We start from the raw sequence: 24,663 nt of genomic DNA, 5'->3' as shown, positions 1-24,663 counted from the left end.
CAGCGTCGGATCTCATAGGGCCAGCTCCGATCTCCAGCGCGGGTTCGCGCGGTCCCGTACGTACTGGGCCAGCCCCGACACCGCCAGCGTGGGCAGCAGGATCAGCAGCCCGGGGAAGAGGCTGGACCACCAGTCGCCCGCCAGCAGCGACCGCTGCCCGTCGTTGATCATGTTCCCGAGCGAGGCCAGGTGGGCGGGCAGGCCCAGCCCGAGGAAGCTGAGCGCCGTCTCGTGCCAGATCGCGTGCGGGATCATCAGCACGGCCGCCAGGAGCAGCTGCGGCGCCAGGTTCGGCAGGAAGTGCCGGACCACGATCCGCAGCCGGCTCGACCCGCCGGAGATCGCCGCGTCCACGAACGGCCGGCCGCGCAGCGAGAGCACCTCGGAGCGCACGATCCGGGCGGCGGTCGTCCAGTGGGTGACGGCGACGGACACCACCACCGCGGTGGCGCTCGGCGCGAACAAGGCCACGACGAAGATGCCGAACAGCAGGTGCGGCAGCGAGTTGAAGCCGTCCACGACCCGCATCAGCACCCGGTCCGCGAGCCCGCCGGCGGCGCCCGCCACGAGCCCGACCAGGCCGCCGATGGTCACGCTGACCGCCGCGGCCACCAGTCCCACCAGGAGCGAGACGCGCAGCCCGTAGATCGAGCGGATCAGCACGTCCCTGCCGACCTCGTCGGTGCCGAACGGATGGGCCCAGGCGGGCGGCAGCCCCGCGGCCCGCAGGTCCACCAGCTGCTGGTCGAGCCGTACGGCGATCGGCACCAGCACCGCCGCGAGGACCAGCACGGCGAGCGTCGCCGCCGACAGGCGGTTGCGCGTCATCAGCTCACCCCGAGCACGCGCACGCGCGGGTCGGCCAGCGTGTACGCCAGGTCGGCCAGCAGGTTGCCGGCCACCACGGCGACCGTGGCCAGCAGCGTGAGCGCCGCCAGCAGCGGGAAGTCCACCGCCAGCGCCGCCTTGATCGTGGTGCCCGCCACGCCCGGCCAGGAGAACACCGCCTCCACCAGGATCGCCCCCGTCACCAGCTCGGGCACCCGCGCCCCCATGATCGTGACGAACGGCAGCAGCGCCGACCGCAGCGCGTGCCGCAGCAGCACGGTGCGCTCGCGCAGCCCCCGCGCCCTGGCCCCGGTCACGAAGTCCTCCCGCAGCACGCCGATGACCGACTCCCGCACGAACAGCAGCAGCCACGACGACTGCGAGAACGCCAGCACCGCCACCGGCAGCACCAGGTGGCGCAGCAGGTCGGGCAGCGTCACCGTGGCGGAGGCCGCGTCGGTGAGGCCGCCCGCGGGCAGCAGGCCCAGCGTCACGGAGAACACCCAGATGGCCAGCAGGCCCACCCAGAAGACCGGGGCCGCCTCGTTGGTGTACGCCGTGCCGGTGACGAGCCGGTCCAGCCACGAGTCGCGCCGCCACGCGGCCAGCGTGCCCGCGGCCAGCCCGGCCACCAGCATCAGGACGAGCGCGCAGCCGACGACGAGCAGCGTCCAGCCCAGCCGCTCGCCGATCACCTGGGCGACCGGCAGCCGCAGCGACCTGGACTCGCCCAGGTCGCCGGTGAGCAGATTGCCGAGCCAGGTGGCGTACTGCTCGGCGAGGGGCCGGTCCAGGCCCCAGTTCGCCCTGATCTCGGCCATGATCTGCGGGCTGGCGACCATCGCCCGCTCGCCCAGGTACTGCCGTACCGGGTCGAAGGGGGACGCCTTGGCCAGCGCGAACATCCCGAACGTCACCGCCAGCAGCAGCGGCACGGCGAACGCCAGCCGCCAGGCCACGATCCTGACCCAGGTCACGAGGCGGGCTTCCAGTTCACGACCGTGCCGAGCAGGCCGCCGGTGGCGTGCTCGTGCGCCTCGACGCCCGGGGTGAGGCCGCTCCAGTCCCCGCGTACGACGTAGGTGTGCTTGAGGTAGACCAGGTACAGCCAGACGGCGTCGTCGCTGATGCGCCGCTGCACCTCGTCGTAGGCCTTCTTGCGGGCGGCCCGGTCGGAGGTGCCGCGGCCCGCGTCGAGCAGCCGGTCCACGTCGGGGTTGCGGTAGCGGCCGGGGTTGAAGTAGCCCTGGCCGGCGAAGGACGAGTGGAACAGCTCGTAGTTGGTGTAGTCGGGGTCGTACGGGCTGCCGAAGCCCATGATGAGCGCGTCCTTCGACATGCGCCGGTCGATGGCGTCCCAGTCGAGCCCGGCCAGGCGCACGTCGATGCCGACCTGCTTGGCGTCGGAGGCGACGGCCAGCGCGAGCTCCTTGCGCAGCGAGTCGCCCGCCGGGTACATGAGCGTGAAGGCGGCCGGGGTGCCGCCCTTGGCCCTGATGCCGTCCGCGCCGGCCTTCCAGCCGGCGGCCTCCAGCGTCGCCACCGCCTTGGCCCGGTCGGGGGCGGCGGAGCCGTTCACGGCGGGGTTGTGCCAGTCGGTGCCGGGCGCGACCGGCCCGAACGCGGGGCCGCCCGAGCCCGCCAGGATCGCGGACACCATGGCGGCGCGGTCCACGACCAGGCCGAGCGCCTTGCGGATGGCCAGGTCGCCGGTCACGGGCTGGTCGAGGGGGAACATCACGCCCCGGTAGTCGGCGGTCGGCACCTCGTGGACCGTCATGCCCGGCTGGCCCTTGAACCGGGCGACCGCCTTGGGCGGCAGCTCGGTGGCGGTGAACTCGCCCGCGGCCATCCTGGTCGCCCGCGCGTTGTCGTCGGAGGTGTACGCGAGCACCAGCTTCTTGATCTCCGGCGCCGCGCCCCAATAGCGGTCGTTGGCCCTGAGCGTGATCTTGTCGCCCTTGCTCCAGGACACGAGCGCGTACGGGCCGGTGCCGGCGGGCGTGCCGGACACGTCGGACCCCTCGGGGACGATGCCGAGCGTGGCCCGCTGCAGGATGGGCGCGTACGGGTACCTGAGGCGGAAGACGACTGTCCGCGGGCCGGGGGCCTCCACCTTCTCGACGGCGGCGTAGTCGCCCCGGATCGGCGAGTTGTTGGCGACCTTCAGCACCTGCTCATAGGTGTAGGCCACATCCGCGCTGGTCAGCGCCTTGCCGTCGTGGAAGGTGACCCCCTGGCGCAGGGTGAAGGTGACCCGCTTCCCCTCCACCTCGGGCAGGGACTCGGCCAGCGCGGGCTCCAGTTTCAGGTCGGGCGTGCGCCGCACCAGGCCGTCGAACATCAGCGCCCCGCCGTCCGGCGCGTAACCGAGGACGGGGTTGAGCGAGTCGGGCTCGGACCCCAGCCCGAGCACGACCGTGTCCTGCGCGGACTGCGAGGGCTGTGAGGGGACCGAACATCCCGCTAATCCAACGACAATCGCCGCAAACAGTGCCAATCTCCGCCTCATGCAGGCGACCTTAGAGCGAAAGACTAGCTGTTGCAAGAAGATTGCAATAGCGGGCGATCAGCCGGTCGGGTCGATGCCGCGGAGCATCATCCCCTGGCCCCGCGAGCGGTGGACGTCGTCGGCGGGCTGGTCCTCGGGGTCGCGGTACTGGATGAGCAGGGTCGTACGCGCCTCGTCCGCCCGGTTGACCCCGGACCCGTGCACGGTGAGATAGCTGAGGAACAGCACGTCCCCCGCCTCCGCCTCGACCGGGACCGCGGCCTCCAGCGGCCACTCCCGGAGCGGCAGGTGCCACCCGCCCTCCTCCAGGTGCGGCAGCGGCCCGTTCCTGTGGCTGCCCGGCACCACGCGCACGCACCCCTTCTCCTCGGGCGCGGCGTCGAAGTGGAAGATCGCCGCGCCGACCGTGTGGCGGGTGTGCGGGAAGTGCGCGGCGTCCTGGTGCATGGGGAACGGCGAGCCCTTCTCGGCGGGCTTGACGAAGATCTTGGTGTGGTGGAGCTGCACGTTCTCCGAGCCCATCAGGGCCGCCGCCACGTCGGTGAAGCGCGGGTCCACCATGAGCCGGGCGAAGGCGGCCGAGTGGAACTGCGCGTCGTGGCAGTGCCGCAGCTCGGTCCCCGCCCCGCCGATCTCCCGCGCGCTCCCCCACGTGGGGTCGCTCGGGCGCAGCCGCCCGAGCACCGCGTGGCACTCCTCCCGGTAGGCCCGCGCCTCCGCCGCACCGAGCAGCCCTTTGACCAGCAGGTAGCCGTTGTCCTGGTAGAACCGCACCATCGCCGAATCGGTCATCGCACCCTCCCGCGCGTCCGCCCAGTACCGTCCCTCCGGGTGATTCCCACTCCCGCGGGTGCGCTCGCGGCCGTCGCCGCCGGTGCGGGAGACTGGTGGGGTGACCACCGAGAACGCCGATCGCCCCGGTCCTCCCGTGACCAGCCCCTCGATCGTCCTGCTCACGCTGGCGCGCCGGATCGAGACCGAGCTGGCCGCCGCCCTGGCCCCACTCGACCTCACGGTCAGCCGGCTGGGCCTGCTCGGTCACATATCCGGCGTGCCCGGGGTGTCGTTCAGCGAGCTGGCGCGGATGTCGGGCACGACGGTCCAGAGCGTGCACACCGCGGTGAAGGCGCTGGTCGCGGCGGGGCTGGCACGCGACAGCACGGCCCGCGCCGGGTCGGCGTCGACGATCGAGCTGACGCCCGAGGGCGCGCGCCTGCTCGAGGCGGCCACCGGCGTGGTGTCCCGGGTGGACGACCTGCTGTTCGGGCCGGAGGCCGACCCGATCCAGCGCCAGATCGCCGACGCGGTCCACGCCGCCTTCGCGGGGTTCAGGCCGGGACGCGGGAGCGACGCCAGGCGTACGCGCTGACCGCGATGCCCGCCATCGTGACCGCGGCGCCCACGACGTAGAGGGAGCGCAGCCCGAGCCCGCCGTCGATGACGCGGCCGCCGAGCCAGGCGGCGAAGGCGGCGGCCAGCTGGTAGGCGGAGGCGTTCACCGCCATGGCCAGGGTGGGCGCGGCCGAGGCGGTGGCCAGGACGCGCGCCTGCATGCCGGGGATGACCGCGAACCCCGCCGCGCCCAGCACGAACACCATGACCGCCGTCATCGCCGTGCTGCCGCTGCCCGCCCACATGAGGACGAGCACCGCCGCGAGCACGCCCAGCAGCCCGAGCTGCGCGGCCATCGGCGCCCGGTCCGACAGCCGGCCGCCGAGGAGGTTGCCCACGGCCGCGCCCACCCCGTACACCAGCAGCAGGGCCGCCACGGCGCCGCCGGCGAAGCCGCTGACGTCCGTGACCAGGGGCGCGAAGAAGGTGAACACCATGAGCAGCCCCGCGTTGCCCACGGCCGTGACCGCGATGGCCAGCCGCACGTCCCGCTCGCGCAGGACGCGCAGCTCGCTCAGGGCCGAGCCCTCGCCGGACGGCTCGCGCACGTCCGGCACCAGCCGGGCGACCAGCGCGAACCCGGCCGCGCAGCACGCCGCGACCACCAGGAACGTGGCCCGCCAGCCGTGGTCGTCGCCGATGAACGTGCCGATCGGCGCGCCCAGGATCATCGACAGGTTCATGCCGAAGACGAGCTTGGAGACGGTGGACGCCTGCTTGCCCGGCGCGGCGGTGGAGACCGCGATGACGATCGCGTTGGCGAAGAACGTGGAGGTCACCAGCGACGTGACGATCCGGGCGGCGAAGAGCACGCCGTACGAGGGGGCGAGCGCGGAGGCCAGGTTCCCGGCGATCGTGATCGCGAGCAGCACCAGGATGAGCGGCTTGCGCGGGAAACGGGCGGTGAGGGCCGTCAGCACGGGCCCGCCGACGATCATCCCGATGGCGTACGCCGTCACCAGCAGCCCGGCGGCCGGGATCGAGACGGCCAGGTCGGTGGCGATGCCGGGCAGGATGCCGGCGATGACGAACTCGCCGGTCGTTATCCCGAACACGCACCACATCAGCGACGGCACACTGAGTCTCATCGAGCTTCGCTCTCCTTCTTTACAGATCAGTACAAAATCTGGGCGGCAAAAAGGCCGCGGCTCCATGGACCGCGGCCGGGTCTGCTACAGGGCGGCGACGGCCCCCTCGACGACGTCGAGGAGGGCGGCCCGGTCGTCGGTGACCTTGGCGAGCACGCGCAGGCCGTAGTAGGCGCTCTGGAACGCCCGCGCCACCTGCCGCGGCGGCCGGTCCGACGACAGCTCGCCCGTGCTCTGGCCGATCTCGACCAGCCGCTGGAGCGCCTGCTCCAGGTCGGTGAACTGCCGCCGCACCAGCCCCGCGACCGCCTCGGTGCGCCCGCTGGACTCGGAGGCGGCGTTGAGCGCCAGGCAGCCGCGCCGGCCCGGGTCCGCCATGTCGGCGTCGATCACGCCGAGCATGAGGTCCCTGAGCCGGGCGCGCACCGACCCCTGCTCGGCCAGCATCGCCAGCTGCGCCTCGGCCCTGGTCTCGGCGTAGCGGCGGATCGCCTCCTCATAGAGGCGGTGCTTGCTGCCGAAGGCGTTGTAGAGGCTGCCGCGCCCGAGCCCGGTGCGCTCGCACAGGTCCTGGGTGGAGGTCGCCTCGTACCCCTTCTCCCAGAAGACCTCCATGGCGGCGTCGACGACCGCCCGATCACTGAACTCCCGTGGCCTGCCCATGGGAGGAGGCTACCGGATTTTGTACAGACCAGTAAAGAACGTCCGGGCTAGGGCGTGGTGGCGCAGTACTCGCCGCTCAGGCTGCCGGCGCGCATGCACACCCGGTCCCCTCTGACCAGCACCAGGGCGGGCCGGAAGTCGCCTTCCAGCGTGGTGCCGGCGACGGTCGTCGTGAGGGAGCCGGGGGTGAGAGAGCCGTTGACGGTGAAGGTGAAGGCGGCCGTGGTCGGCGCGGGCTCGATCGTGAACCAGTAGTAGTGGTCACCGGGCACCCCGCGGACCTCCTGGCAGACGGCCCCCTCCGGCGGGCAGGTGACGCTCGCCTCAGCCGGGGACGGTCCTCCCAACGAGAGGATCCCGGCGGCCACGGACACGGCGAGGGCACGGAGCATGTTCTGTCACCTTTTCTTCCTCAGGAAACCCGGACCCTCATCATGCGATCGATCATCGGAGCTTTCCAGCCGGATCTTCGGGCCGCACGGCGTCGATCCGCTGGCAGAGGCCGTAGACGAACCGGGCGCGGTAGGCGGCGCCGCCGTGGCCGAAGTCGACCGCCCAATGGTGCGGGGCCTGGCCCTCCTGGTGGACGGCGCCGGGGAAGCTCGCGGCGACGTCGGCGACCACGCAGCTCCAGGGCGCCAGCTCGGCGAAGGACAGCATTCTGGGGTCCCCGGGGCGGACGAACCACTGGTTCCACGTCTCGCCGCCGGGGCCGTACAGGACCTCGAACTCCAGGCCGGGCCAGGACGGCAGGGCCCAGCGGGACACGCCGCAGGTCAGGCTGCCCACGGCGGTCGTGCCCTCGTACGCGGGGCGGCCGAGCAGCGGCCGGAGCGTCTTCGGCGCCCTCGGCGAGTGGAGCATCCGCGTCCACTGGGCGTGCGCGGCCCGCAGCTCCGCCCTGGTCGCGCCCATGACCCGGAGCGCGTCCTCGACCCGGTCGGGGTTGAGATCGCGCATCCGGTGCATCAGGGACAGCTCAAACTGCCGCACGCCGAATCGCACACCCCCGTTTTACCTGCTCCCGGCCTTGCCCGAGGCATCGGCCGGGTCGCGCTCATGCGCGGGCCGGGCGCCGCCCGGCTCAGCGCGCCGATCGACCAGTCCAGGGCCGTTCTTGACCGGACACGAGGACTCCGCCGCCGCCCCGGCCTCCCCCTCGCCGACATGCTGGGACCCCCGACGGACCCCCCACGGAAAGGCGAGGCTCTTGTCCGAGGAAGACATCCTGCGGCTCGTACGCCGGTACTGCGCCGAGATCTACGTCGTCGACCCGGCGACCGTCACCCCGCGGACGACGCTCGTGGACGATCTCGAGTCCGACAGCATGAGCCTGCTCGAACTGCGGGCGGCGCTGGGCGGCCACGGGCTGGACATCGACCCGTCCGACTTCACGATGGAGATGACGGTCGGCGACGTCGCCCGGCTGGCGCACCGTTCGTACCTCGCGCGGCACACGGCCGGCTAGCCCATGGCGGTACCGCTGACAGGGCCGGACCGCCTCTTTCTCGGCGAGGTCGGCTCCGCCCGCGACCACCGGCTGCACCTCGCCCTCGCGGCGCGGCGGCCCGGCCCGGCGCCCGACTCCGGCGAGTTGCGGCGGCTGGTCGCCGAGTCGGCCGCGCGGGCGCCGGTCCTGACCTACCGGCTGGCCCGCGGGGGGTGGGAGCCGGATCCGGCCTTCGACCCGGCCTGCCACGTCGTGGAGTACCGGGTGGCGCCGGGGCGTGACGTGGGCGCGGCCGTGGTGGACGCCGTCAGGGCCAACCGGCTGCTGCCCGAGCACCCGCTGTGGAGCCTGATGGTCGTGCACGGGTACGCCCCGGACGAGCACCTCCTGTGCTACCGCGTACACCACGCCTTCCAGGACGGCATGGGGGCGGCCCGGATCGCGACGCGCGCCGTGCTGCTGGGCAGGACCGTCCCGGCGCCCGATCAGGACGTGGCGGTGCGGGCGCCGGCCAGGGCACGGATGCGGCTGCTGGCCACGGCGGCCCGGCTGGCGGCTCCGTCGGCGCGGCTCAGGCCGCCTCCGGGGAGGACCGGCGGGGCGCGGGCGGGCGTGCGGACGTTCTTCCTGCGGCTCGACCTCGCCGCCTTCCGCGAGATCGCCGCCGCGACCGGCGCGAGCGTCCCGCAGGTCGGCCTGGCCGTGCTGGCCGGCGCCCTGCGGGCCTGGAACCCGGCCCACTGGCGGAAGGCGGGCCGCCGGGGCACGACCGTCTCCTTCCCGCTCAACCTGAACGGCCGCCTGCGCGACGGCGGCCTGGGCAACGGGGTGACCACCATGCCGGTCGTCCTGCCCTGCGCCGAGCCTGCCGCGCGCGAGCGGCTGCGCGGGGTCATGGAGCAGACGAGCTTCGAGCGGATGGCCGTCTACCGGCGCGACCGCTATCCCGTCAGGGCCCCGGCGGCGGTGTTCCGGCTGGTCAGGTGGCTCGTGCCGAAGGCGTTCCCGGGCCGGATGACGGTGAGCGTCATCGGGGTGAGCCTGCCCCTGGACGGCTGCTTCGCCGTCCCGCCCACGTACGACACCGGCGGAGGGGTCGTGTCGATGGTCCACAGCGACACGACCGTCGTCGTCTCCTGCGTCCTGTCCGCCGCGCTCGCGCACGGCGACCGGCTCCCGCGCCTGATGGAGGAGGCCCTCGACGAGCTGCGGCGAGAGGTCGCCCGATGATCCGGCGGGATCAGCAGGCGCGCAGGCGCAGGAGGGCGCTGGTGTAGCCGCCCCCGGGGGCCAGCGGGGGCAGGCCGCGCGACATCAGCACCGCGCCGTGGTGCACCGCACCGGTGTCCTCGTCCCGGTAGCGGCCGTCCGGGTCGAGCCCGGCCAGGCGCAGCGGGGCGATCGGCGTGCCGAACGCGACCGGCCCGTGCCAGGCGAGCACCACCACCCGGTCCCCGTGTACGTACTGCACCCCGTACGGAAGCCGCCACAACCGCCCGAACTGCACGACGGGCCGGATGTCCTTGTAGACGGCCACCAGCTCGGCCGCCTCCGACAGCTCGGCCTCGCTCCAGCGGGCCAGGTCGCCGCCGAGCCCGAGCGCCCCGGCCATCGCCACGTGGAAACGGAAGCGGAGCGGGACGGCCCGCCCGGTGAGCGGGTTGGGGCTGTCGGTCACCCAGGCGGCCATGGCCCGGGCCGGGTACACCTGGCTGAATCCGCGCTGGATCGCGATGCGGTCGTGGGCGTCGGTGTTGTCGGAGGTCCACACCTGGTCGGTGCGGGCCAGGATGCCCAGGTCGGTACGGCCGCCGCCGCCCGCGCACGCCTCGATGCGCAGGTGCGGGTGGTCGGCGCGGAGCCGGTCCATGATCGAGTAGACGGCCCTGACGTGGTCGATCCAGAGCCGGTCCTGGTCCGGGTCGCCGGGCCGGCCGGCCTCGGTGAAGGCGCGGTTGAAGTCCCACTTCAGGAAGTCGACGGCGTGCTCGGAGACCAGCTTGTGCAGCCATTTGTGCGCCCAGTCGGCGACGTCGGGCCGGGCGAAGTTCAGCACGAGCTGGTTGCGCAGCAGCGTGCGGGAGCGGCCCGGCATGTGCAGGACCCAGTCGGGGTTGGCGCGGTAGAGGTCGCTGTCGGGGTTGACCATCTCGGGCTCGACCCACAGGCCGAAGCGCATGCCGAGCCGGTGCACCTCGTCGATGAGCGGGCCCAGCCCGTCGGGGAAGCGCTCCTCGTTGACCCACCAGTCGCCGAGCCCCGCGCTGTCGCCGGTGCGCCCGCCGAACCAGGCGTCGTCCATCACGAACAGCTCCGCGCCCGCCCGGGCGGCCAGCCGCGCGAGGTCGCGCTGGTTGGCCTCGTTCACGTCGAACCCGACGGCCTCCCAGGCGTTGTAGACGACCGGGCGCGGCTCGTCCGGCCGGGGCAGCACGTGCCTGGCGATGTGGTCGTGCCAGCGCCGGCTGGCCTCGCCGTACCCGTCGGGCGCGTACACGCCGGCGAACACCGGCGTCACCCACTCCTCGCCCGGCTCCAGCCGCCAGGTGAGGCCCTCGTGGCCGAACCCGCCGGTCCAGCTCGCCCGCCCGGAGGGCGTGCGGGTGAGCGTGACGCGCCAGCTCCCGCTCCAGGCCAGGGCGCAGCTCCACACCTCGCCGTGCCGCTCGCCCGCGTCGCCGCCGTCGATCATGAGCCAGGGGTTGGCGTGGTGGCTGCTCAGCCCGCGCCGACTGGTCAGCATCGTCTCCCCCACGGCCAGTTCGGTACGGCTCAGCGCGTGCTCCGAGCTCCAGCCGCCCGTGACGTGGCTTAGCCGGTAGCCGTCCAGCGCCGGAACGCTCCAGGCCGCCGAGTCGCACCGCAGCACGGTCACCGGCACCCGCGGCCGCAGCACGGTCCAGCGCTCGATCACGTCGCTGTCCTCGCGCACCCGGTAGTGCAGCTCGACCTGGAGCGGATGGCGGCGGTCGGAGAAGCGCAGCGTCAGGTGGCCCCCATCCACGTCGTGGCCGTCGTGCCGCCACTCGATCCCCCGGTCGCCGCCGGGCAGGACCACCTGCAGCGACGGCGTCTCGAACCGCGCCCCCACCTCGGAGACCAGCTCCTCCTCGCCCGCCGTGCTGTCGAAGCTGCTGGCCCCGGACGCGGCGGGGCCGGGGAGGCTGGCGGCCTGCTCGGCGGTCAGCGCGGGGCCCCAGTGCAGGCAGCGGGGGGCGTCGTCGTCCGCGAGGGCGACGACGTAGCTCGTGCCCGGGGTACGCAGCAGCCACCTGCGGCTGGAGGCGTCGAAGGTCACTGATCGCATGACCGGGAGCCTAGGGACGACCCCGCTCGAATTCAATTCTTGACGAAGTTAATTACTGCTACTATTGCACTCATGCACCCTCGGCTCACCTCGACTCCCGCGGCGGCCACCGTGTTCACCATGGTGCTGACGCAGGGGCCGGTCTCCCGGGTGGAGATCGCCAAGCGGAGCGGGCTGTCGTCCGCGGCCGTCACCAAGGCCGCCCGGCCGTTCATCGAGGCGGGCTACCTGGAGGAGCTGGAGGCCACCGAGCGTACGGCGCCGGGCGCGGGCCGCCCGGCCAGCCCGCTGTCCATCAGGCCGGAGCGGGAGTTCTTCTGCGGGGTGAAGATCACCCACGAGGAGCTCATCGGCGTGGTCACCGACCTGCGCGCGCAGCCGCTGGTCTCGGCGCACCACCCGCTGGCCACGACGTCGGCCGAGGGCGTGGTCGCGGCGCTGGCCGGGCTGGTCGCCGAGCTGCTGGCCGCCGACCCGGCCTACGGCGAGCGCTGCCACGCGCTGGGCCTGGCCGTGTCGGGCGACGTGGACAAGGCCCACGGGGTGGTGCGCTACTCCCCTTTCCTGCAGTGGCACCAGGTGCCGCTGGCGCGGCTGGCCGCCGAGGCCACCGGCCTGACCGTCACGATCGACAACGACGTCAAGTCGCTCACCGTGGCCGAGCAGTGGTTCGGCGACGGGGTGGGCACGTCGTCGTTCGCCCTGGTCACGGTGGGGGTGGGGATAGGGTGCGGGCTGGTCGTCAACGACCGGGTGGTGGCCGGCGCGCACGGGGTGGCCGGGGAGATCGGCCACATTCCCGTCGGGGGTGACGAGCCCGAGTGCCACTGCGGCGGGCGCGGCTGCGTGGAGGCCATCGCCGGCACGGCGCCCCTGCTGGCGGCCGCGCGCGCGGCGTCCGGCGACGCGTCCCTGACGGTGGACGCGGCCATCGACGCCGCCCACGCGGGCGATCCGGCGGTGCGCGAGGTGTTCGCCCGCGCGGGGCACGCGATCGGGCTGGCCATGGCCGCGATGGCCAACCTGTTCGGGCCGGAGCGGATCATCGTGACTGGGGACGTGCCGGGGCTGGCCTCGTACGGCCTGTTCGAGGAGCAGCTCAACCGGTCGTTCGCGGCCCAGGCGTTCGGCGCGGCGGCCGACTGCCGCCTGCTGCTGCGCCCGCGATCGTTCGAGCAGTGGGCCCGCGGCGCCGCCGCGGTCGCCATCCAGCAGCACTTCACGCTCGAGGGAGCGCCGCTGCCTGGACTGAGGAGCGCAGGGAGCGAAGCGACCGGAGCGACGAGGGAAGGCAGCGGGTCCCAGCGACCGAGACGCCTCACGAAGTGAGGCCATGAACAGGGGGATTGAGTGACCGCAGCGCCCGGGATTTGGCAGCCGCACGATCGAGCGTTCGAGCAGCCGGAGGAGGTGCGCGTCGAGGCGGCGGGGCTGGAGTTCGAGTGCTCGGCGGCGGCCGTGCTCACCTGGACGGCCGCCGAGCCGTCCCCGGGCGTCCTGGAGCTGCGCGTCGTCCCCGACCGGAGCGCGGACGTGCGGGTGGCCTGGCGGGTGCCGTGCGTGGACGCGACCGCGTTCTGGGCCGCCGACGGCGGCGAGCACCGGGGGCTGCCGCCGTTCTGGCGCCGCCCGCGCACGGCGGCGCTGGAGAAGAACGCGCCCGTCGGCTGCCTGGTGGGCGCCGGTGACGTGGCGCTGTGCACCTTCGCCGCGGGCGAGGTGGTCAGGCCCGTGCGGACGCGTACGGGGGTGGTGGAGGAGACCGGCGAGTTCGGGTTCTGGGTGGAGCACGAGGCCGAGCCGGACACGGGGCTCGTGCTGCGGCTCGACCTGACCCGGCGGCACTTCGCGACCACGCTGGCCGAGGTGGCCGGCTGGTGGCGCGCGCTGCACGGCCCGGTCGCCGACGTGCCGCGGGCGGCGCGGATGCCCGCGTACTCGACCTGGTACGCCATGCAGCAGCACGTCAGCGCCGAGAGCGTGGAGCGGCAGGCGGGGCCGGCGGCCGGGCTGGGCTGCGAGGCGATCATCGTGGACGACGGCTGGCACAGCGACGACCGGGGGCGCGGGTACGGCTATGTCGGCGAGTGGGAGCCGTCCCCCACCGCATTCCCCGATATTTCGGGACACGTGGCCACGGTGCGGGGCGAGGGGCTGGCCTACCTGCTCTGGTACGCCCTGCCGTTCGTCGGCCGCCACACGGCGCTCTGGGAGCGCGTGTGGGGGTACACGCTGGCGTACAAGGAGCACATGAACGCCGCCGTCGTCGACCCCCGCTACCCGCACGTCCGCGACCTGATCGCCGGCCACCTCACCCGGGCGGTCACGGAGTGGGGCATGGACGGCCTAAAGATCGACTTCATCGACCAGTTCGCCGTGGAGGACCCGCCCGAGCCCGGCCCCGAGGCCGACTGCCGGACGGTGAACGAGGGCGTGCGCCGGCTCCTGGCGCAGCTGCCCCGCGACTGCCTGGTCGAGCTGCGGCAGCCGTACGTGAGCCCGGGCCTGTGGCCGTACGCCACGATGGTGCGCGCCTCCGACTGCCCGCTCAGCCCGGCCCACAACCGGCAGCGCACGGTGGACCTGCGGCTGATCGCGGGCCCTCTGGCCGTCCACGCGGACATGCTGATGTGGCACCCGGACGAGCGGCCCGAGCACGTCGCCACGCAGCTCCTCAACGTGCTCTTCGCGGTGCCGCAGATCTCGGTGGACCTGACCGCGCAGACGCCCGGGCAGCGCGAGGTGCTGCGGTTCTGGCTGGGCTTCTTCCGGGAGCACGCCGAGGCGCTGCAGCGCGGTTCCTTCGAGCCCGCCCGGCCCGACCTGGGCTACCCGCAGGTCACGGCCCGCTCGGGCGACACGGTGATCACGGCCCGCTACGCGCCGATGCCGGTGGCCGTGCCCGCCACCGGCACGCTCTGGCTGGCCAACGGCGACGCCTCCACCGACGTGCTGCTGCGGGTGCCCGGCTCGGGTACGGCCCACGCCACGATCCTCGACTGCCGCGGCCGGACCGTCACCGAGGGCGACCTGCCCCTGCGCCCCGGCATCGCCCAGATCGACGTCCCGGAGGGCGGCCTGCTCCGCCTGGCCCGCCAGTCGTGAAGTGGCAGGCGCAACCGCTCGAGCGCCCGCCAGTCGTGAGGTGGCAGGCGCAGCCGCTCAAGCGCCCGGACAGTCGGCGGCTGCGCCCGGTCTTCGTCACCGGCGCAGGCGGTCCAGCAGCTGCGCCTGGTAGAGCGAGGGCGGCAGGAGGCCGGGCTGGTTGGCGCCCTCGATGTAGCCGGCCGGCTGCGCGAACGGCCCGTCGCCGGTGATCGTGCCGTGGCAGCCGATCGCGTAGTTCTGGGCGGTCGGCGGTTTCTGCACGATGAGCCTGCTGGTGGACACGTCGCAGTTCCAGGCCACCGAGTGGGCCGCCGACCACCCGTGCGAGGTGCCGTACCGGCCGCGGTTGTACAGCCCGAGCGTGTAGTCGTAGTGCGGGTCGACGTCCTTGTGACCGTCGAACAGCAGCCCCTGCGACCACCGGCGGTGGCCCTCGCTGGAGTTGAGCGCGTACTCGGAGGTGCCGCGCAGGAACACCACGCCCGAGACCGTGCTGTGGCCGTTGGAGACGAACGCGTGCCTGGCCTTGTACGCGTAGCAGTCGCGGAAGAGCACCTGCTGCGAGTAGACGTAGGTGTTGAAGTTGTAGCGCCTGCTCCCCGTCACGATGCTGACCGGATCGACGGCCCGGCAGTTCTCGACCGTGGCGCGGGTGGTCTCCTGGGTGGCCACCCCGGCCTGGGTGAAGTGGAGCATCGTGCAGTCGCGCACCCACGAGTCCTCGGTGCGCAGCAGGACGATCGCGTTGTAGGCGTGGTCCTCGTCCTGCTCCGGGTCGCCGTGGTACTCGATGTCGACGCGCAGCCGCTCCACGCCCACCTGGGTGACCAGCCCGGCCCGGTCCCACTGGTAGAGGAACGACGGGGACAGGGCGCGGTCGAGGTGGTTGAAGACCGGGACATCGATTTTCACGACATTTCCGGATACTTCGCGTACGTAACGGTTGTAGATGAGGGGGTGCTCGCCCACCTTCCACGGCGGCCCCACGTCGTGGCCGCCGTAGTCGATCGCCTTCAGCCACTCCTCGGTGCAGGGATGGGTGATCACGATGTTGTCGCCGGGCCGCAGCGGGCCCGGGTCGGCCACCGCGAACTCGCGCGCGCCCACCTGCACGAAGTCGGTGGTGATGTCGGTGCGGGTGCCGGGGACCTCGCCCGTCCAGCCGCCGCCCGCCGCGCCGCCGGCCACGATCACGTCGCGGTCCTTCGGGTTGTTCCCGGTGGCCTTGATGATCGTGTTGGCCGCCGGGTCCTCGCCGTCGCCGGAGCCGCGCAGGACCGTGCCGCTCGCCCGTACGTACAGGGTGCCCGCCACCGGGTAGAGGCCGGGCAGCAGGAGCAGGGCGCCGCGCCGCGCGCGGGGCAGCGCGGCCACCTCGTCGAGCGCCGCCTGGACGTGGGCGGTGTTGTCGCCCTCGATCGGGCGGATCGTCTTGACGACGGGCACGTGCGGGATCGGCCGCTCGCCGTTGCGGTAGCCGGCGTGGCTGAAGTCGGGGACGCGGTTGCCCTCCGCGTCCTGCTCGTACGCCAGCCGCCCCCACCGGTCGTAGCGCACCAGGCGGGACTGCCAGATCGTCGAGGCGCCCGCGGGTATCGCACCCGCGGCCGACAGCGCCAGCGCGCCGCCCGCCGCGAGCACGGCCCGCCTGCTGAGGTCATGTGCCATGGTCCACCTACCTGATGACGATCTTGTCGAGTTCGGGTCCGCGGGCGGTCAGGCCGAAGAAGCGGATCGTGTTGACCCCGGCCACCAGGTCCACCGGCACCGTCGCCGTGGTCACCGTGTCCTTGGTGCCGGTCATCGGCACCTGGATCGCGTCGCCGCCGTTCACGCTGACCGAGAACGACTGGGAGCCGTCCACCAGCGCGTGCACGGTCAGCTGCCGCGTCCCGGTGGTCTCCGACAGCACGCCCCTGACCACGGCGTAGTCGTAGACGTTGCCGCCGATGAGGATGACCTTCCGCCCGCCGGAGCAGACGGCGCAGTAGGCGGGCTCGGCGGCGCCCTCGAAGACGTTGCCGGCCCGCTCGGCCTCGTACGTCCCCGGGCCGCGATCCGGCGGCGGCAGCTTCACCGGCGGCGTCGCCGGCCCGAGCTGCTCCGCCTTCAGGTCCTTGACCAGCAGGTACGTCTCCTGCAGCCCGGCGCTCTTGATGCTGCGGTAGATGCCCCACTTGGGCCGGTTGTACTGCTCCTGCGTCCACCACAGGTCGATGTCGTCGACCTTCTGGTCCACGATCGTCCGCGAGCCGTCACGCAAGGCCCACCGCATGTATCCGGCGTCGCCGGACTTGAACTCGATGGTGGTCGTGACCCACTTGTTCTGGATCGGCTCCAGGTCGGCCGTGGCGAAGTCGTGCGACTTGTTGTCCTCCAGCGTCCAGTAGCGGGCCGCGATCTTCTGCACGCCGTTCACGACCGGCAGCGAGATCTGCGCGATCGGCGTGCCGACGTCGGAGTTCTTCAGCTGCCAGATGTGGGTGAAGTTCGTGGTCGCGTCGAGCGTGTCCGGGATGTACATCTGGTACGTGATCCGCCAGGTCTCGTCCTTGCGGATCTCCAACGGGGTGCCGCCGGCGGCCCGCATGCCGCGCACCTCGTTGCGCATGCGGTCGGAGCCGTCGCGGTCCTCCAGGTGGGCGTCGAACCGCCACACGCCCTTCTCGGCGCGCACGTGCGGCAGGCCCTCGGGATGGGAGCCGCGCCGGTCGTCCTCCAGGGCCTCGAACGCGTTGACGCCGTCGCGCCACGGGCTGGGGTTCCACCGGGTCTCCCACCGGGGAGCCCCGACGGCGTGGGCGGGTGCCGTCTGCAGGAGCAGCGCCATCGCCGCCAGGGCTCCCACCAGGTGCCTTCTCACTGAATCGTCACCCTGTCGAGGTCGGGCGCGCTGGCGCCGTCGTTGAAGAAGCGGACGCTGTTGGCGCCCGCGCCGAGCTGCACGGAGACCGTCTTGGAGACGGGCGTGTTCCAGTCCGTGCCGGTCAGCGAGACGGTCTGGGCGGCGCCGCCGTTCACGCTGACCTGGAAACTGCGCGTGCCGCTCACCAGGCCGTGCACCGTGAGCTGCCGGGCGCCGGCGGCGGAGGACTGCACGTTCAGCGTGACCGCGTTGCCGGAGCCGCCGCCGATCCAGCCGACCTTGGTGCCGCCCGAGCAGCCGGAGCAGGACGCGGTGCGGGCGGTGCCGCTGAAGGAGCCCTGCTCGGCCTCGTACGCGGACGGGTCGGTGCTGCCGCCGCCGGTGAGCTGGTAGGCCTGCAGGTTGCGGACCAGGAGGTAGGTGTTCTGCAGGCCGGAGCTGTTGATGCTGCGGTAGATGCCCCACTTGGGCCGCAGGTACTCGTCGTCGCCCCGCCACAGGTCGGTGTTGTCCAGGCGCTTGTCGACGAGCGTGGTGGAGCCGTCCTTGAGCGTCCAGCGCAGGTAGCCGCTGTCGGAGGCCTTGAACTCGAACGTCGTGTCCAGCCACTTGCCCTGGATCGGCTCCAGGTTAGTGTTACCGACCTCGTGGGTCTGCTCGGCCTCGTCCCAGTAGCGGACGTTGATCTTGGGGGTCCCGCCCGAGATGGGCAGCGACATCGTGTAGAGGGGCGCGCCGGAGCCGGGCACCTTCATCTGCGCGATGTGGGTGAAGCTGCTGGTCGCGTCCAGCGAGGTCGGGATGTACAGCTGGTAACCGATGCGCCAGGTCTCGTTCTCGAGGATCTTGAGGTACGAGCTGCCGCCGGTCCGCATGCCCTTGACCTCGTTGCGCTGGCGGTCGTCGCCGTCGCGGTCCTGGGTGTGCATGTCGAAGCGGTACGCGCCGCCGGAGACGTAGATGTGCGTGACGCCGGAGTGCGAGTCGGAGCGGTCGTCCTCGATGCCCTCGAACGCCTCGGCGACGGTGTCGTCCGCCGGATCCGGGCTCCAGCGCAGCGTCCAGGCGGCCGCCGCGGCGGGGGTGGCGGCGGGCAGTGCGGCGGCGGCGGTGAGTGCCAGGGCGGCTAAGACGCCGCCGATGCGCTTGTTCATTGGTCTTCTCTCCTCAGGTGAAGCGTGAACCCGCCGTTGGGGGGGACGGCGAGGTCGAGCTTGCCCCCGGCGGAGACGGTGACCGTCTCGGCGAGGATCCGGTCGCCCGGGGCGTCCCGGTAGATCTCGGCCGCCCATTCCCCCTGGTCGAGGAAGTCGAGCGGCACGGTGAGCGTGCGGGCCTCGCCCGACACGCCCGCGCCGACGTACCACTCGCCGCCGTTCCTCCTGGCCAGCAGGATGTGGTCGGCGGGGTCGCCGGACAGCAGCCGCGTCTCGTCCCACGCGGTGGGGACGGCCGAGAGCAGCCGCAGGGCCTCCGGCCGGGCTTCGTAGGCCTCGATGCCGTCGGCGAAGTGCTGGACGCCGGACTCGAAGATCACCGACAGCGCGAGCTCGAACCCGGCCGAGATCGTGCGCACGCCGGTGAACGTGCACGGCGTGAAGTCCATCGGGCCCTGCACGTTGCGGGTGAAGGCCAGCGACAGGTAGTGCGTGGGCTGGTAGAGCGGCTGCTTGCCGGGCTTCGGCTTGATCCACTCGGCGCCCTTGACGGCTTCGGCGGTCATGAACTGCGGCCACGTCCGCTCGGTGCCGCGCGGGATCGTGCCGCCGTGGAAGACCACCATGAGTTCGAGCCGGGCGGTGGCGGCCAGGATGGAGTCGAACCAGCGCATCCGGTCCTGGCCGTCGGACTCGGTGAAGTCGATCTTCACGCCGACGGCGCCCCACTCCTTCCAGAGCGCGAGCTTCTCGCGGTGCTCCAGCTCGGTGTCCACGTGCTGCCAGTGCGACCAGAGCCAGACGCCGACGCCCTTCTCCTCGGCGTAGGCGATCAGCTCGGGCATCCACTCCTTGTTCCAGCCGGCGTCGGCCAGCACGTACGGCCAGCCGTTCGCGGCGGCGAAGTCGACCCAGCGCTTCTGGGCGTCGAGGTCGCGCGTCGAGGGCCCGTCGGACCACCACGACCAGGCGGCGGCCCCGGGCCTGATCCAGGAGGTGTCCTCGACCCTGGACGGCTCCGCGAGGCTGGTGACCAGGTCGCTCTCCACGATCGTGGCCAGGTCGCCGACGATCATCGTGCGCCAGGGGGTGGTGAGCGGGCTGGCGGCGGTCACGTACGGGTCGGGCAGGTCGAGCCGGAACGTGTGCCCGTCGAGGAGCAGGCGGGAGCCGGCGTAGCCGCTGTCCAGGTTCGACTCGGTGACGAACATCCAGGAGCCGCCGGTCTCGAAGAGCGAGGGGTAGCCGTACAGGATGGGCTCGGCGTCGGCGACGCTGCCGTGCCGGTGGATCTCCTCGTAGTCGCAGCGGCCGTTCTCGTACGGGAGCAGGACCGCGCGGGCCTCGCGCGGCAGGACGTACTCGGAGGCCTCCTCCACGACGGTGACCGGGCCCGTCCACGGCACCACGTACCGATAGGCCACGCCGTGCCCGCCGACGCGGACCTGCACGTCGAGCCGGTGGCCGTCCTTGGTGAACGACAGCGTCCACTCGCCGGCCTCGTAGCGGTGCTCGCGCCGCTTGCCGGTGACCGTCCGGTAGGTCTCCTCGACCCGCCGTTCGGACATCCCGGACAGCGCGAGCCCCTTGCTCAGGTCGGCGTGGGCGGCCCTGACCCCCAGCCTGGACGGCTCCAGCACCGTCCGCCCGCGGTGGCGCACCTCCAGCGTGAGCACGCCCTCGGTGGAGAGGGTCAGCCCCGCTTCCAGGTCCTCGTCACTGAACGTCCAGCTTGGCACGTGCCCTCCAGGAAAATGCAGAGATAGGAGGAGTCGATCGCGGCTCACCAGCCGTCCCCACACTCGGCACGGCCGCCGGTCAAGGCGTCCGGATCTCCTCACAGTGCGCTAGAGCCTAGGTTGCAAGCGCTTTCAATTCAATTCTTGACGAAGTTAATTACCGGGTCTACGGTACGGCCATGCCTCACGGGCTGCCGCAAGACCAGCTCATCAGCGCGCTTATACATCCGACCTCTATCGAGCTCATCCTTTGAGAGGCCCACCATGGAGATGAACCGTCGCCGGATGCTGGCCCTGGCGGTGGCGGCCGCGACCGCGCCCGTGCTGTCCGCCTGCGCGGACACCAGGCAGCAGAAGCAGGCCGCGGCTCCGGTCAAGTCCGGCGCGCAGCTGATCGACCCCGACCGGCCGGGCAGCGACGCCTGGCCGTTCGAGGCGGCCGAGCAGCTCAACAACTCGCTGACGTGGCCGAAGACGAACGTGGCCGACCCGGCGTCCAAGGTGACGATCACGGTGGCGATGACCACGGACGCGGTCACCGAGGTGCGCAACGCCCAGTTCGACTTCTTCTTCAAGAAGCGCCACCCGAACATCGAGATCAAGCGCGAGTCGTCGCCCTTCGACCAGTTCCTGACGAAGTACATGACGCAGGCCGCCGGCGGCACGCTGCCCGACGTGCTCTACAACCACTACTCCTGGACGCAGAACCTCATCTCCAACCAGGTGCTGCATCCGGTGGACGAGTACATCGCCAAGACGCCCGAGTTCGACCTGGACGACATCCCGCAGAGCGGGCTCGGCTACTTCAAGCGCGACGGCAAGCTGTACGGCCTGCCCACCGACATGGCGCCCAAGCTGCTCTTCTACAACAAGGACCTGTTCGACAAGGCCGGGATCGACTATCCGGACGAGAGCTGGACGTTCGACCAGCTCTTCGAGACGGCGAAGAAGATGACCAGCGGGTCGGGCGCGGAGAAGGTCTACGGCTTCTCCCCCATGCCGACCCCGGCCCCCGACCTCAGCGCCGTCTTCCTGATGCCGTTCGGCGCCCGCTTCCTCGACGCCGCCGAGTCGAAGGTGATGATCAACGAGCCCAAGGCCAGGGAGGCCATGGGGCGCTGGCTGGACCTGCTGGTCAAGGACAAGGCGGTGCCCAGCCTGGCCGAGCTGCAGCTGCTGGAGAAGGTCGACCCGTTCAAGACCGGGCACGCGGCCATGCTCATCAACGGCGCCTGGCTGATGCTGGAGCTGTCCAAGCAGACGGCGTTCAAGTGGGGCGCCACGCACATCCCCAAGGGCCCGGCCGGCCGCTTCACCCCGGCCGTGGGCAGCGCGCTGGTGATGACGGCCTCCTCCCAGAACAAGGACGCCGCCTGGATCTACATGCACGAGTTCCTGTCGTCCTCCGGCTACAAGTTCCGCCAGATCACCGCGCCCGCCCGGCAGTCCGCCTGGGACGCCAACGCCAAGGCGGTCGGCATCCCCGACGAGACGGCGAAGCTGGTCAAGGAGGTCCTGGCCGACTACGCCTCCGACGACGGCGTGCTGCGGCTGCCGGCCAACAAGAAGGTCGTCGACACGGCCAAGCCCATCTGGGAGCGCGCGATGCTCGGCAAGATCAGCGTCGACGACGCGCTGAAGGAGATCGCCGACAAGGTCACGCCCGTACTGGCCGAGAACAAGATCGCATGACCGCCGTCAGCGCCCGCAGCACGCTGGCGCGCCGCGAGGCGCGGCGCTTCCACCTGTTCGTCTCGCCGTGGGTGATCGGGTTCGTGCTCTTCAGCGCGGGCCCGATCCTCGGCGCCGTCGTGCTGAGCTTCATGGACTGGAACCTGCTGAGGCCGCCGACGTGGGTGGGCTTCGCCAACTACGAGCGCATGTTCACCGACCCCGAGTTCTGGGAGTCGATCGAGAACACCGTGCAGTACGGCCTCGGCTCGGTGGCGCTCGGCGTGTCGTTCACGTTCCTGCTGGCGCTGCTGCTCAACCAGCCGCTGCGCTTCCAGGGGCTGTTCCGCACCGTGATGTACCTGCCGTCGGTGGTGTCGGGCCTGGCCACGGCCCTGCTGTGGCTGAACATCCTGCACCCCGACTACGGGCTGATCAACAAGGTGCTGGCGTCCTTCGGCATCGAGGGGCCGGGCTGGCTGGCCTCGCAGGAGTGGGCCATCCCCGGGCTCGTGCTGATGAGCGTGTGGGGCGCGGGCAACACGATCGTCATCTACCTGGCCGGGCTGCAGGGCATCCCGAAGACGCTCTACGAGGCCGCCGAGATCGACGGGGCCGGGTGGTGGCGCCGGTTCTGGAGCGTGACCGTGCCGATGATGTCGCCGGTCATCTTCTTCAACGTGGTGACCGGGTTCATCGCGGCGCTGCAGAGCTACGTGCTCATCCTGGTGATGACCGAGGGCGGGCCCGGCAACGCCACGATGGTGCTGGGGCTCTACATCTACCGGCACGCGTTCGTCTACTTCGACATGGGATACGCGGCCACGCTGTCGTGGGCGATGTTCGCGCTGGTCATCGCCGTGACCGCGATCCAGTTCGGCCTGGCCAGGCGCTGGGTGCACTACGAGTTCAAATGAGGTCGCCGATGCTCGTCGAGACCGCGGTCAAGCCCGCGCGCCCCACCAGGCCGGGCGGCAAGCCCCTGAGCTCGGAGCAGGCCGAGCGCGTCAGGCGGATCCGGCGCTCCGGCGCGTACATCCTGCTGGCCATCAGCTCAGCGGTGTTCCTGCTGCCGTTCCTGTGGATGGTGACGACCTCGCTCAAGTCGGACGCGGAGAACCTGGCCTTCCCGCCGCAGTGGCTGCCCGACTCCTTCAACTTTGACAACTACGCCAAGGGCTGGTCCGGCTCGCTGCCGTTCACCAGGTTCCTGCTGAACACGATCGTGATCACCGCGCTGTCCATGGCGGGCAACCTCGTCTCGTGCATCCTGCCGGCGTACGCGTTCGCCCGGCTGCGGGCGCGGGCGGCGGGCTTCATGTTCGCGGCGCTGCTGGCGACCATGATGATCCCGCGCGAGATCACGCTGGTGCCGAAGTTCGTGATGTTCTCCAAGCTCGGCTGGGTCGACACGTATCTGCCGCTGGTCGTGCCGGAGTTCTTCGGCGTCGCGCTCTACATCTTCCTGCTGCGCCAGTTCTTCACCACGATCCCGCAGGAGCTCATCGACGCGGCCCGCATCGACGGGGCCTCGGAGCTGCGCATCCTGTGGAGCGTCATGCTGCCGCTGGCCAGGCCCGCCATCGCGGCGATCTGCCTGTTCTCCTTCGTGGGCAACTGGAACCAGTATCTGGAGAACTCCATCTACCTGCGCTCGATGGAGAAGATCACCCTCGCCCAGGGGCTCGGCATGTTCAACGGTCAGTACGTCACCCAGTACAACCAGATGATGGCTGTCGCGCTAGTGTCGATGCTGCCCATCCTCGTCATCTTTTTCCTGGCGCAGAAGACGTTCATCCGGGGCGTCACGCTCACCGGAATCGCAGGAAGGTAATCCTTGGACTACGAACGCCAGCCGTACCGCAGGTGCGGCCGCAGCGGTCTCCTCCTCCCCGCCGTGTCGCTCGGCCTGTGGCACAACTTCGGCGGGGGCAAATCCCTCGACAGCCAGCGCGCCATCTTCAACAAGGCGCTCGATCTCGGCATCACCCACTTCGACATCGCCGACCGTTACGGCCCGCCGTTCGGCGCCGCCGAGGCGACGTTCAACCGGCTGCTGCCGCGGTCGCTGCGTGACGAGGTGGTCGTCACCACCAAGGGCAGCAACCCCATGTGGGACGGCCCGTACGGCAAGGGCAACTCGCGCAAGCACCTGCTCGCCACGCTCGACCGCTCGCTGGCCCGGCTCGGCCTCGACTTCGTGGACATCTTCTACCTGCACCGCGACGACGAGGGGACGCCGCTGGAGGAGCAGGTCGCCACGCTGGACTACATGGTCCGCACGGGGCGCACCCTCTACGTGGGCGTGTCGAACTTCTCGCCGGAGCGCACGGCCGAGGCCGCCCGGCTGCTGCGCGAGCTGGGCACGCCGCTGCTGATCCACCAGCCGTCCTACTCGCTGCTCAACCGGAAGATCGAGCACGGCCTGCTGGGCGTGCTGGAGCAGGAGGGCGTCGGCTGCGTGGTCTACTCGCCGCTGGCGCAGGGCCTGCTCACCGACCGCTACCTCGACGGCATCCCCGCCGACTCGCGGGCCGCCGAGGCGCGCTTCCTCACCCCCGACCGGGTGACGCCCGAGGTGCTGGCGTTCGTGCGGTCGCTGTCGGAGCTGGCCGCCTCCCGCGGGCAGACGGTGGCGCAGCTCTCCCTGGCCTGGGCGCTCAGGGACCCGCGCGTCACGTCGGTGCTGGTCGGCGCCTCCAGCCCCGAGCAGCTCGAGGCGAACGTGGCCGCCGTCGACCGGCTGGACTTCAGCGACGACGAGCTGGCCGCCATCGACCGCGCCGCCAAGGAGGCCGGTATCGAGGCGTAAGGAGCCGTCTCCCCCGTGAGAGTGAGGGCGCTCGCTCGTCACGGGGATCCGCCGCTGCCCGGACGACCGG

At 71.7% G+C, this 24,663-nt stretch carries 22 protein-coding genes; 9 read left to right on the top strand and 13 right to left on the bottom strand.

Annotated elements, in window-relative coordinates; genetic code table 11:
• Positions 1–12: 12 nt before the first annotated feature.
• The 4 genes from H4W80_RS58730 to H4W80_RS58715 form a co-directional block, all read right to left on the bottom strand.
• Positions 13–828, bottom strand: a complete 816-nt coding sequence (locus H4W80_RS58730; protein WP_192792953.1) for an ABC transporter permease — start codon at positions 826–828, stop codon at positions 13–15.
• A complete protein-coding gene (locus H4W80_RS58725) occupies positions 828–1,805 on the bottom strand; it encodes an ABC transporter permease (RefSeq protein ID WP_318787576.1) in 978 nt (325 codons plus the stop codon). Before H4W80_RS58725 ends, H4W80_RS58730 begins: the two co-directional genes overlap by 1 nt.
• On the bottom strand, positions 1,802–3,244 hold the full coding sequence (locus tag H4W80_RS58720; protein ID WP_318787575.1) for an ABC transporter substrate-binding protein: 1,443 nt from the start codon (positions 3,242–3,244) through the stop codon (positions 1,802–1,804). The genes H4W80_RS58725 and H4W80_RS58720 overlap by 4 nt, the downstream gene beginning before the upstream one ends.
• 153 nt (positions 3,245–3,397) lie before the next feature.
• On the bottom strand, positions 3,398–4,132 hold the full coding sequence (locus tag H4W80_RS58715) for a phytanoyl-CoA dioxygenase family protein (protein WP_192792951.1): 735 nt from the start codon (positions 4,130–4,132) through the stop codon (positions 3,398–3,400).
• Positions 4,133–4,232: 100 nt separating this feature from the next.
• Here H4W80_RS58715 and H4W80_RS58710 point away from each other — a divergent pair, with 100 nt between their 5' ends.
• Positions 4,233–4,709: a MarR family winged helix-turn-helix transcriptional regulator gene (locus H4W80_RS58710; RefSeq protein ID WP_192792950.1), complete on the top strand. Its 477-nt coding sequence runs from the start codon at positions 4,233–4,235 to the stop codon at positions 4,707–4,709.
• On the opposite strand, the gene H4W80_RS58705 is transcribed toward H4W80_RS58710, so the two are convergent.
• The 4 genes from H4W80_RS58705 to H4W80_RS58690 form a co-directional block, all read right to left on the bottom strand.
• Entirely contained in the window at positions 4,669–5,820 is a 1,152-nt protein-coding gene (locus H4W80_RS58705) for an MFS transporter (RefSeq protein ID WP_192792949.1), read from the bottom strand. The genes H4W80_RS58710 and H4W80_RS58705 overlap by 41 nt on opposite strands.
• Before the next feature lie 84 nt (positions 5,821–5,904).
• Positions 5,905–6,483, bottom strand: a complete 579-nt coding sequence (locus H4W80_RS58700; RefSeq protein ID WP_192792948.1) for a TetR/AcrR family transcriptional regulator — start codon at positions 6,481–6,483, stop codon at positions 5,905–5,907.
• A 47-nt stretch (positions 6,484–6,530) separates the two neighbouring features.
• Positions 6,531–6,875, bottom strand: a complete 345-nt coding sequence (locus tag H4W80_RS58695) for a hypothetical protein (RefSeq protein WP_192792947.1) — start codon at positions 6,873–6,875, stop codon at positions 6,531–6,533.
• A gap of 52 nt (positions 6,876–6,927) precedes the next feature.
• Positions 6,928–7,476 carry a hypothetical protein gene (locus H4W80_RS58690; RefSeq protein WP_192792946.1) on the bottom strand — a complete coding sequence of 183 codons (549 nt, stop codon included), beginning with the start codon at positions 7,474–7,476 and terminating at the stop codon, positions 6,928–6,930.
• 217 nt (positions 7,477–7,693) lie between these two features.
• On the opposite strand from H4W80_RS58690, the gene H4W80_RS58685 reads away from it, so the two are divergent.
• Together H4W80_RS58685 and H4W80_RS58680 are read left to right on the top strand one after the other, a co-directional pair.
• Entirely contained in the window at positions 7,694–7,951 is a 258-nt protein-coding gene (locus tag H4W80_RS58685) for an acyl carrier protein (RefSeq protein ID WP_192792945.1), read from the top strand.
• Between the two features lie 3 nt (positions 7,952–7,954).
• On the top strand, positions 7,955–9,163 hold the full coding sequence (locus tag H4W80_RS58680; protein WP_192792944.1) for a wax ester/triacylglycerol synthase domain-containing protein: 1,209 nt from the start codon (positions 7,955–7,957) through the stop codon (positions 9,161–9,163).
• 10 nt (positions 9,164–9,173) lie between these two features.
• On the opposite strand, the gene H4W80_RS58675 is transcribed toward H4W80_RS58680, so the two are convergent.
• Positions 9,174–11,240, bottom strand: a complete 2,067-nt coding sequence (locus H4W80_RS58675; RefSeq protein WP_192792943.1) for an alpha-galactosidase — start codon at positions 11,238–11,240, stop codon at positions 9,174–9,176.
• Between the two features lie 72 nt (positions 11,241–11,312).
• Between H4W80_RS58675 and H4W80_RS58670 the strand changes: the two genes are divergently transcribed.
• Together H4W80_RS58670 and H4W80_RS58665 are read left to right on the top strand one after the other, a co-directional pair.
• Positions 11,313–12,569, top strand: coding sequence for an ROK family protein (locus tag H4W80_RS58670; RefSeq protein ID WP_225964288.1), 1,257 nt, complete (start codon positions 11,313–11,315; stop codon positions 12,567–12,569).
• 21 nt (positions 12,570–12,590) lie between these two features.
• Positions 12,591–14,345 carry a glycoside hydrolase family 36 protein gene (locus H4W80_RS58665; protein ID WP_192792942.1) on the top strand — a complete coding sequence of 585 codons (1,755 nt, stop codon included), beginning with the start codon at positions 12,591–12,593 and terminating at the stop codon, positions 14,343–14,345.
• 96 nt (positions 14,346–14,441) lie between these two features.
• Here the strand turns inward: H4W80_RS58665 and H4W80_RS58660 are convergent, their stop codons facing one another.
• From H4W80_RS58660 to H4W80_RS58645, 4 genes are read right to left on the bottom strand one after another with little or no spacing between them, the layout of a single operon-like run.
• The gene (locus H4W80_RS58660) at positions 14,442–16,016 is read right to left on the bottom strand and encodes a peptidoglycan-binding protein (protein ID WP_192792941.1); all 1,575 of its coding nucleotides are present in this window, start codon (positions 16,014–16,016) and stop codon (positions 14,442–14,444) included.
• Between the two features lie 7 nt (positions 16,017–16,023).
• On the bottom strand, positions 16,024–17,211 hold the full coding sequence (locus H4W80_RS58655) for a carbohydrate-binding protein (protein ID WP_192792940.1): 1,188 nt from the start codon (positions 17,209–17,211) through the stop codon (positions 16,024–16,026).
• Positions 17,208–18,368: a CBM35 domain-containing protein gene (locus H4W80_RS58650; RefSeq protein ID WP_192792939.1), complete on the bottom strand. Its 1,161-nt coding sequence runs from the start codon at positions 18,366–18,368 to the stop codon at positions 17,208–17,210. Before H4W80_RS58650 ends, H4W80_RS58655 begins: the two co-directional genes overlap by 4 nt.
• Complete coding sequence (locus H4W80_RS58645; protein WP_192792938.1) at positions 18,365–20,110, bottom strand: glycoside hydrolase family 97 protein; 1,746 nt, start codon at positions 20,108–20,110, stop codon at positions 18,365–18,367. Before H4W80_RS58645 ends, H4W80_RS58650 begins: the two co-directional genes overlap by 4 nt.
• Before the next feature lie 264 nt (positions 20,111–20,374).
• Here H4W80_RS58645 and H4W80_RS58640 point away from each other — a divergent pair, with 264 nt between their 5' ends.
• Genes H4W80_RS58640 through H4W80_RS58625 form a run of 4 tightly spaced genes read left to right on the top strand, consistent with a single transcriptional unit; the run spans position 20,375 to position 24,593 of the window.
• Positions 20,375–21,802, top strand: coding sequence for an ABC transporter substrate-binding protein (locus H4W80_RS58640; protein ID WP_192792937.1), 1,428 nt, complete (start codon positions 20,375–20,377; stop codon positions 21,800–21,802).
• Positions 21,799–22,698: a carbohydrate ABC transporter permease gene (locus tag H4W80_RS58635; protein ID WP_192792936.1), complete on the top strand. Its 900-nt coding sequence runs from the start codon at positions 21,799–21,801 to the stop codon at positions 22,696–22,698. Before H4W80_RS58640 ends, H4W80_RS58635 begins: the two co-directional genes overlap by 4 nt.
• An 8-nt stretch (positions 22,699–22,706) precedes the next feature.
• On the top strand, positions 22,707–23,615 hold the full coding sequence (locus tag H4W80_RS58630) for a carbohydrate ABC transporter permease (protein ID WP_192792935.1): 909 nt from the start codon (positions 22,707–22,709) through the stop codon (positions 23,613–23,615).
• Positions 23,616–23,618: 3 nt separating this feature from the next.
• Positions 23,619–24,593, top strand: coding sequence for an aldo/keto reductase (locus tag H4W80_RS58625; protein ID WP_192792934.1), 975 nt, complete (start codon positions 23,619–23,621; stop codon positions 24,591–24,593).
• Positions 24,594–24,663: the final 70 nt, after the last annotated feature.

Source organism: Nonomuraea angiospora (assembly GCF_014873145.1).
In the GTDB taxonomy this organism is placed as follows: Bacteria; Actinomycetota; Actinomycetes; order Streptosporangiales; family Streptosporangiaceae; genus Nonomuraea; species Nonomuraea angiospora.
Note: the sequence above shows the minus strand (reverse complement) of the source record. Positions and strands in the feature narration are given on the sequence as shown.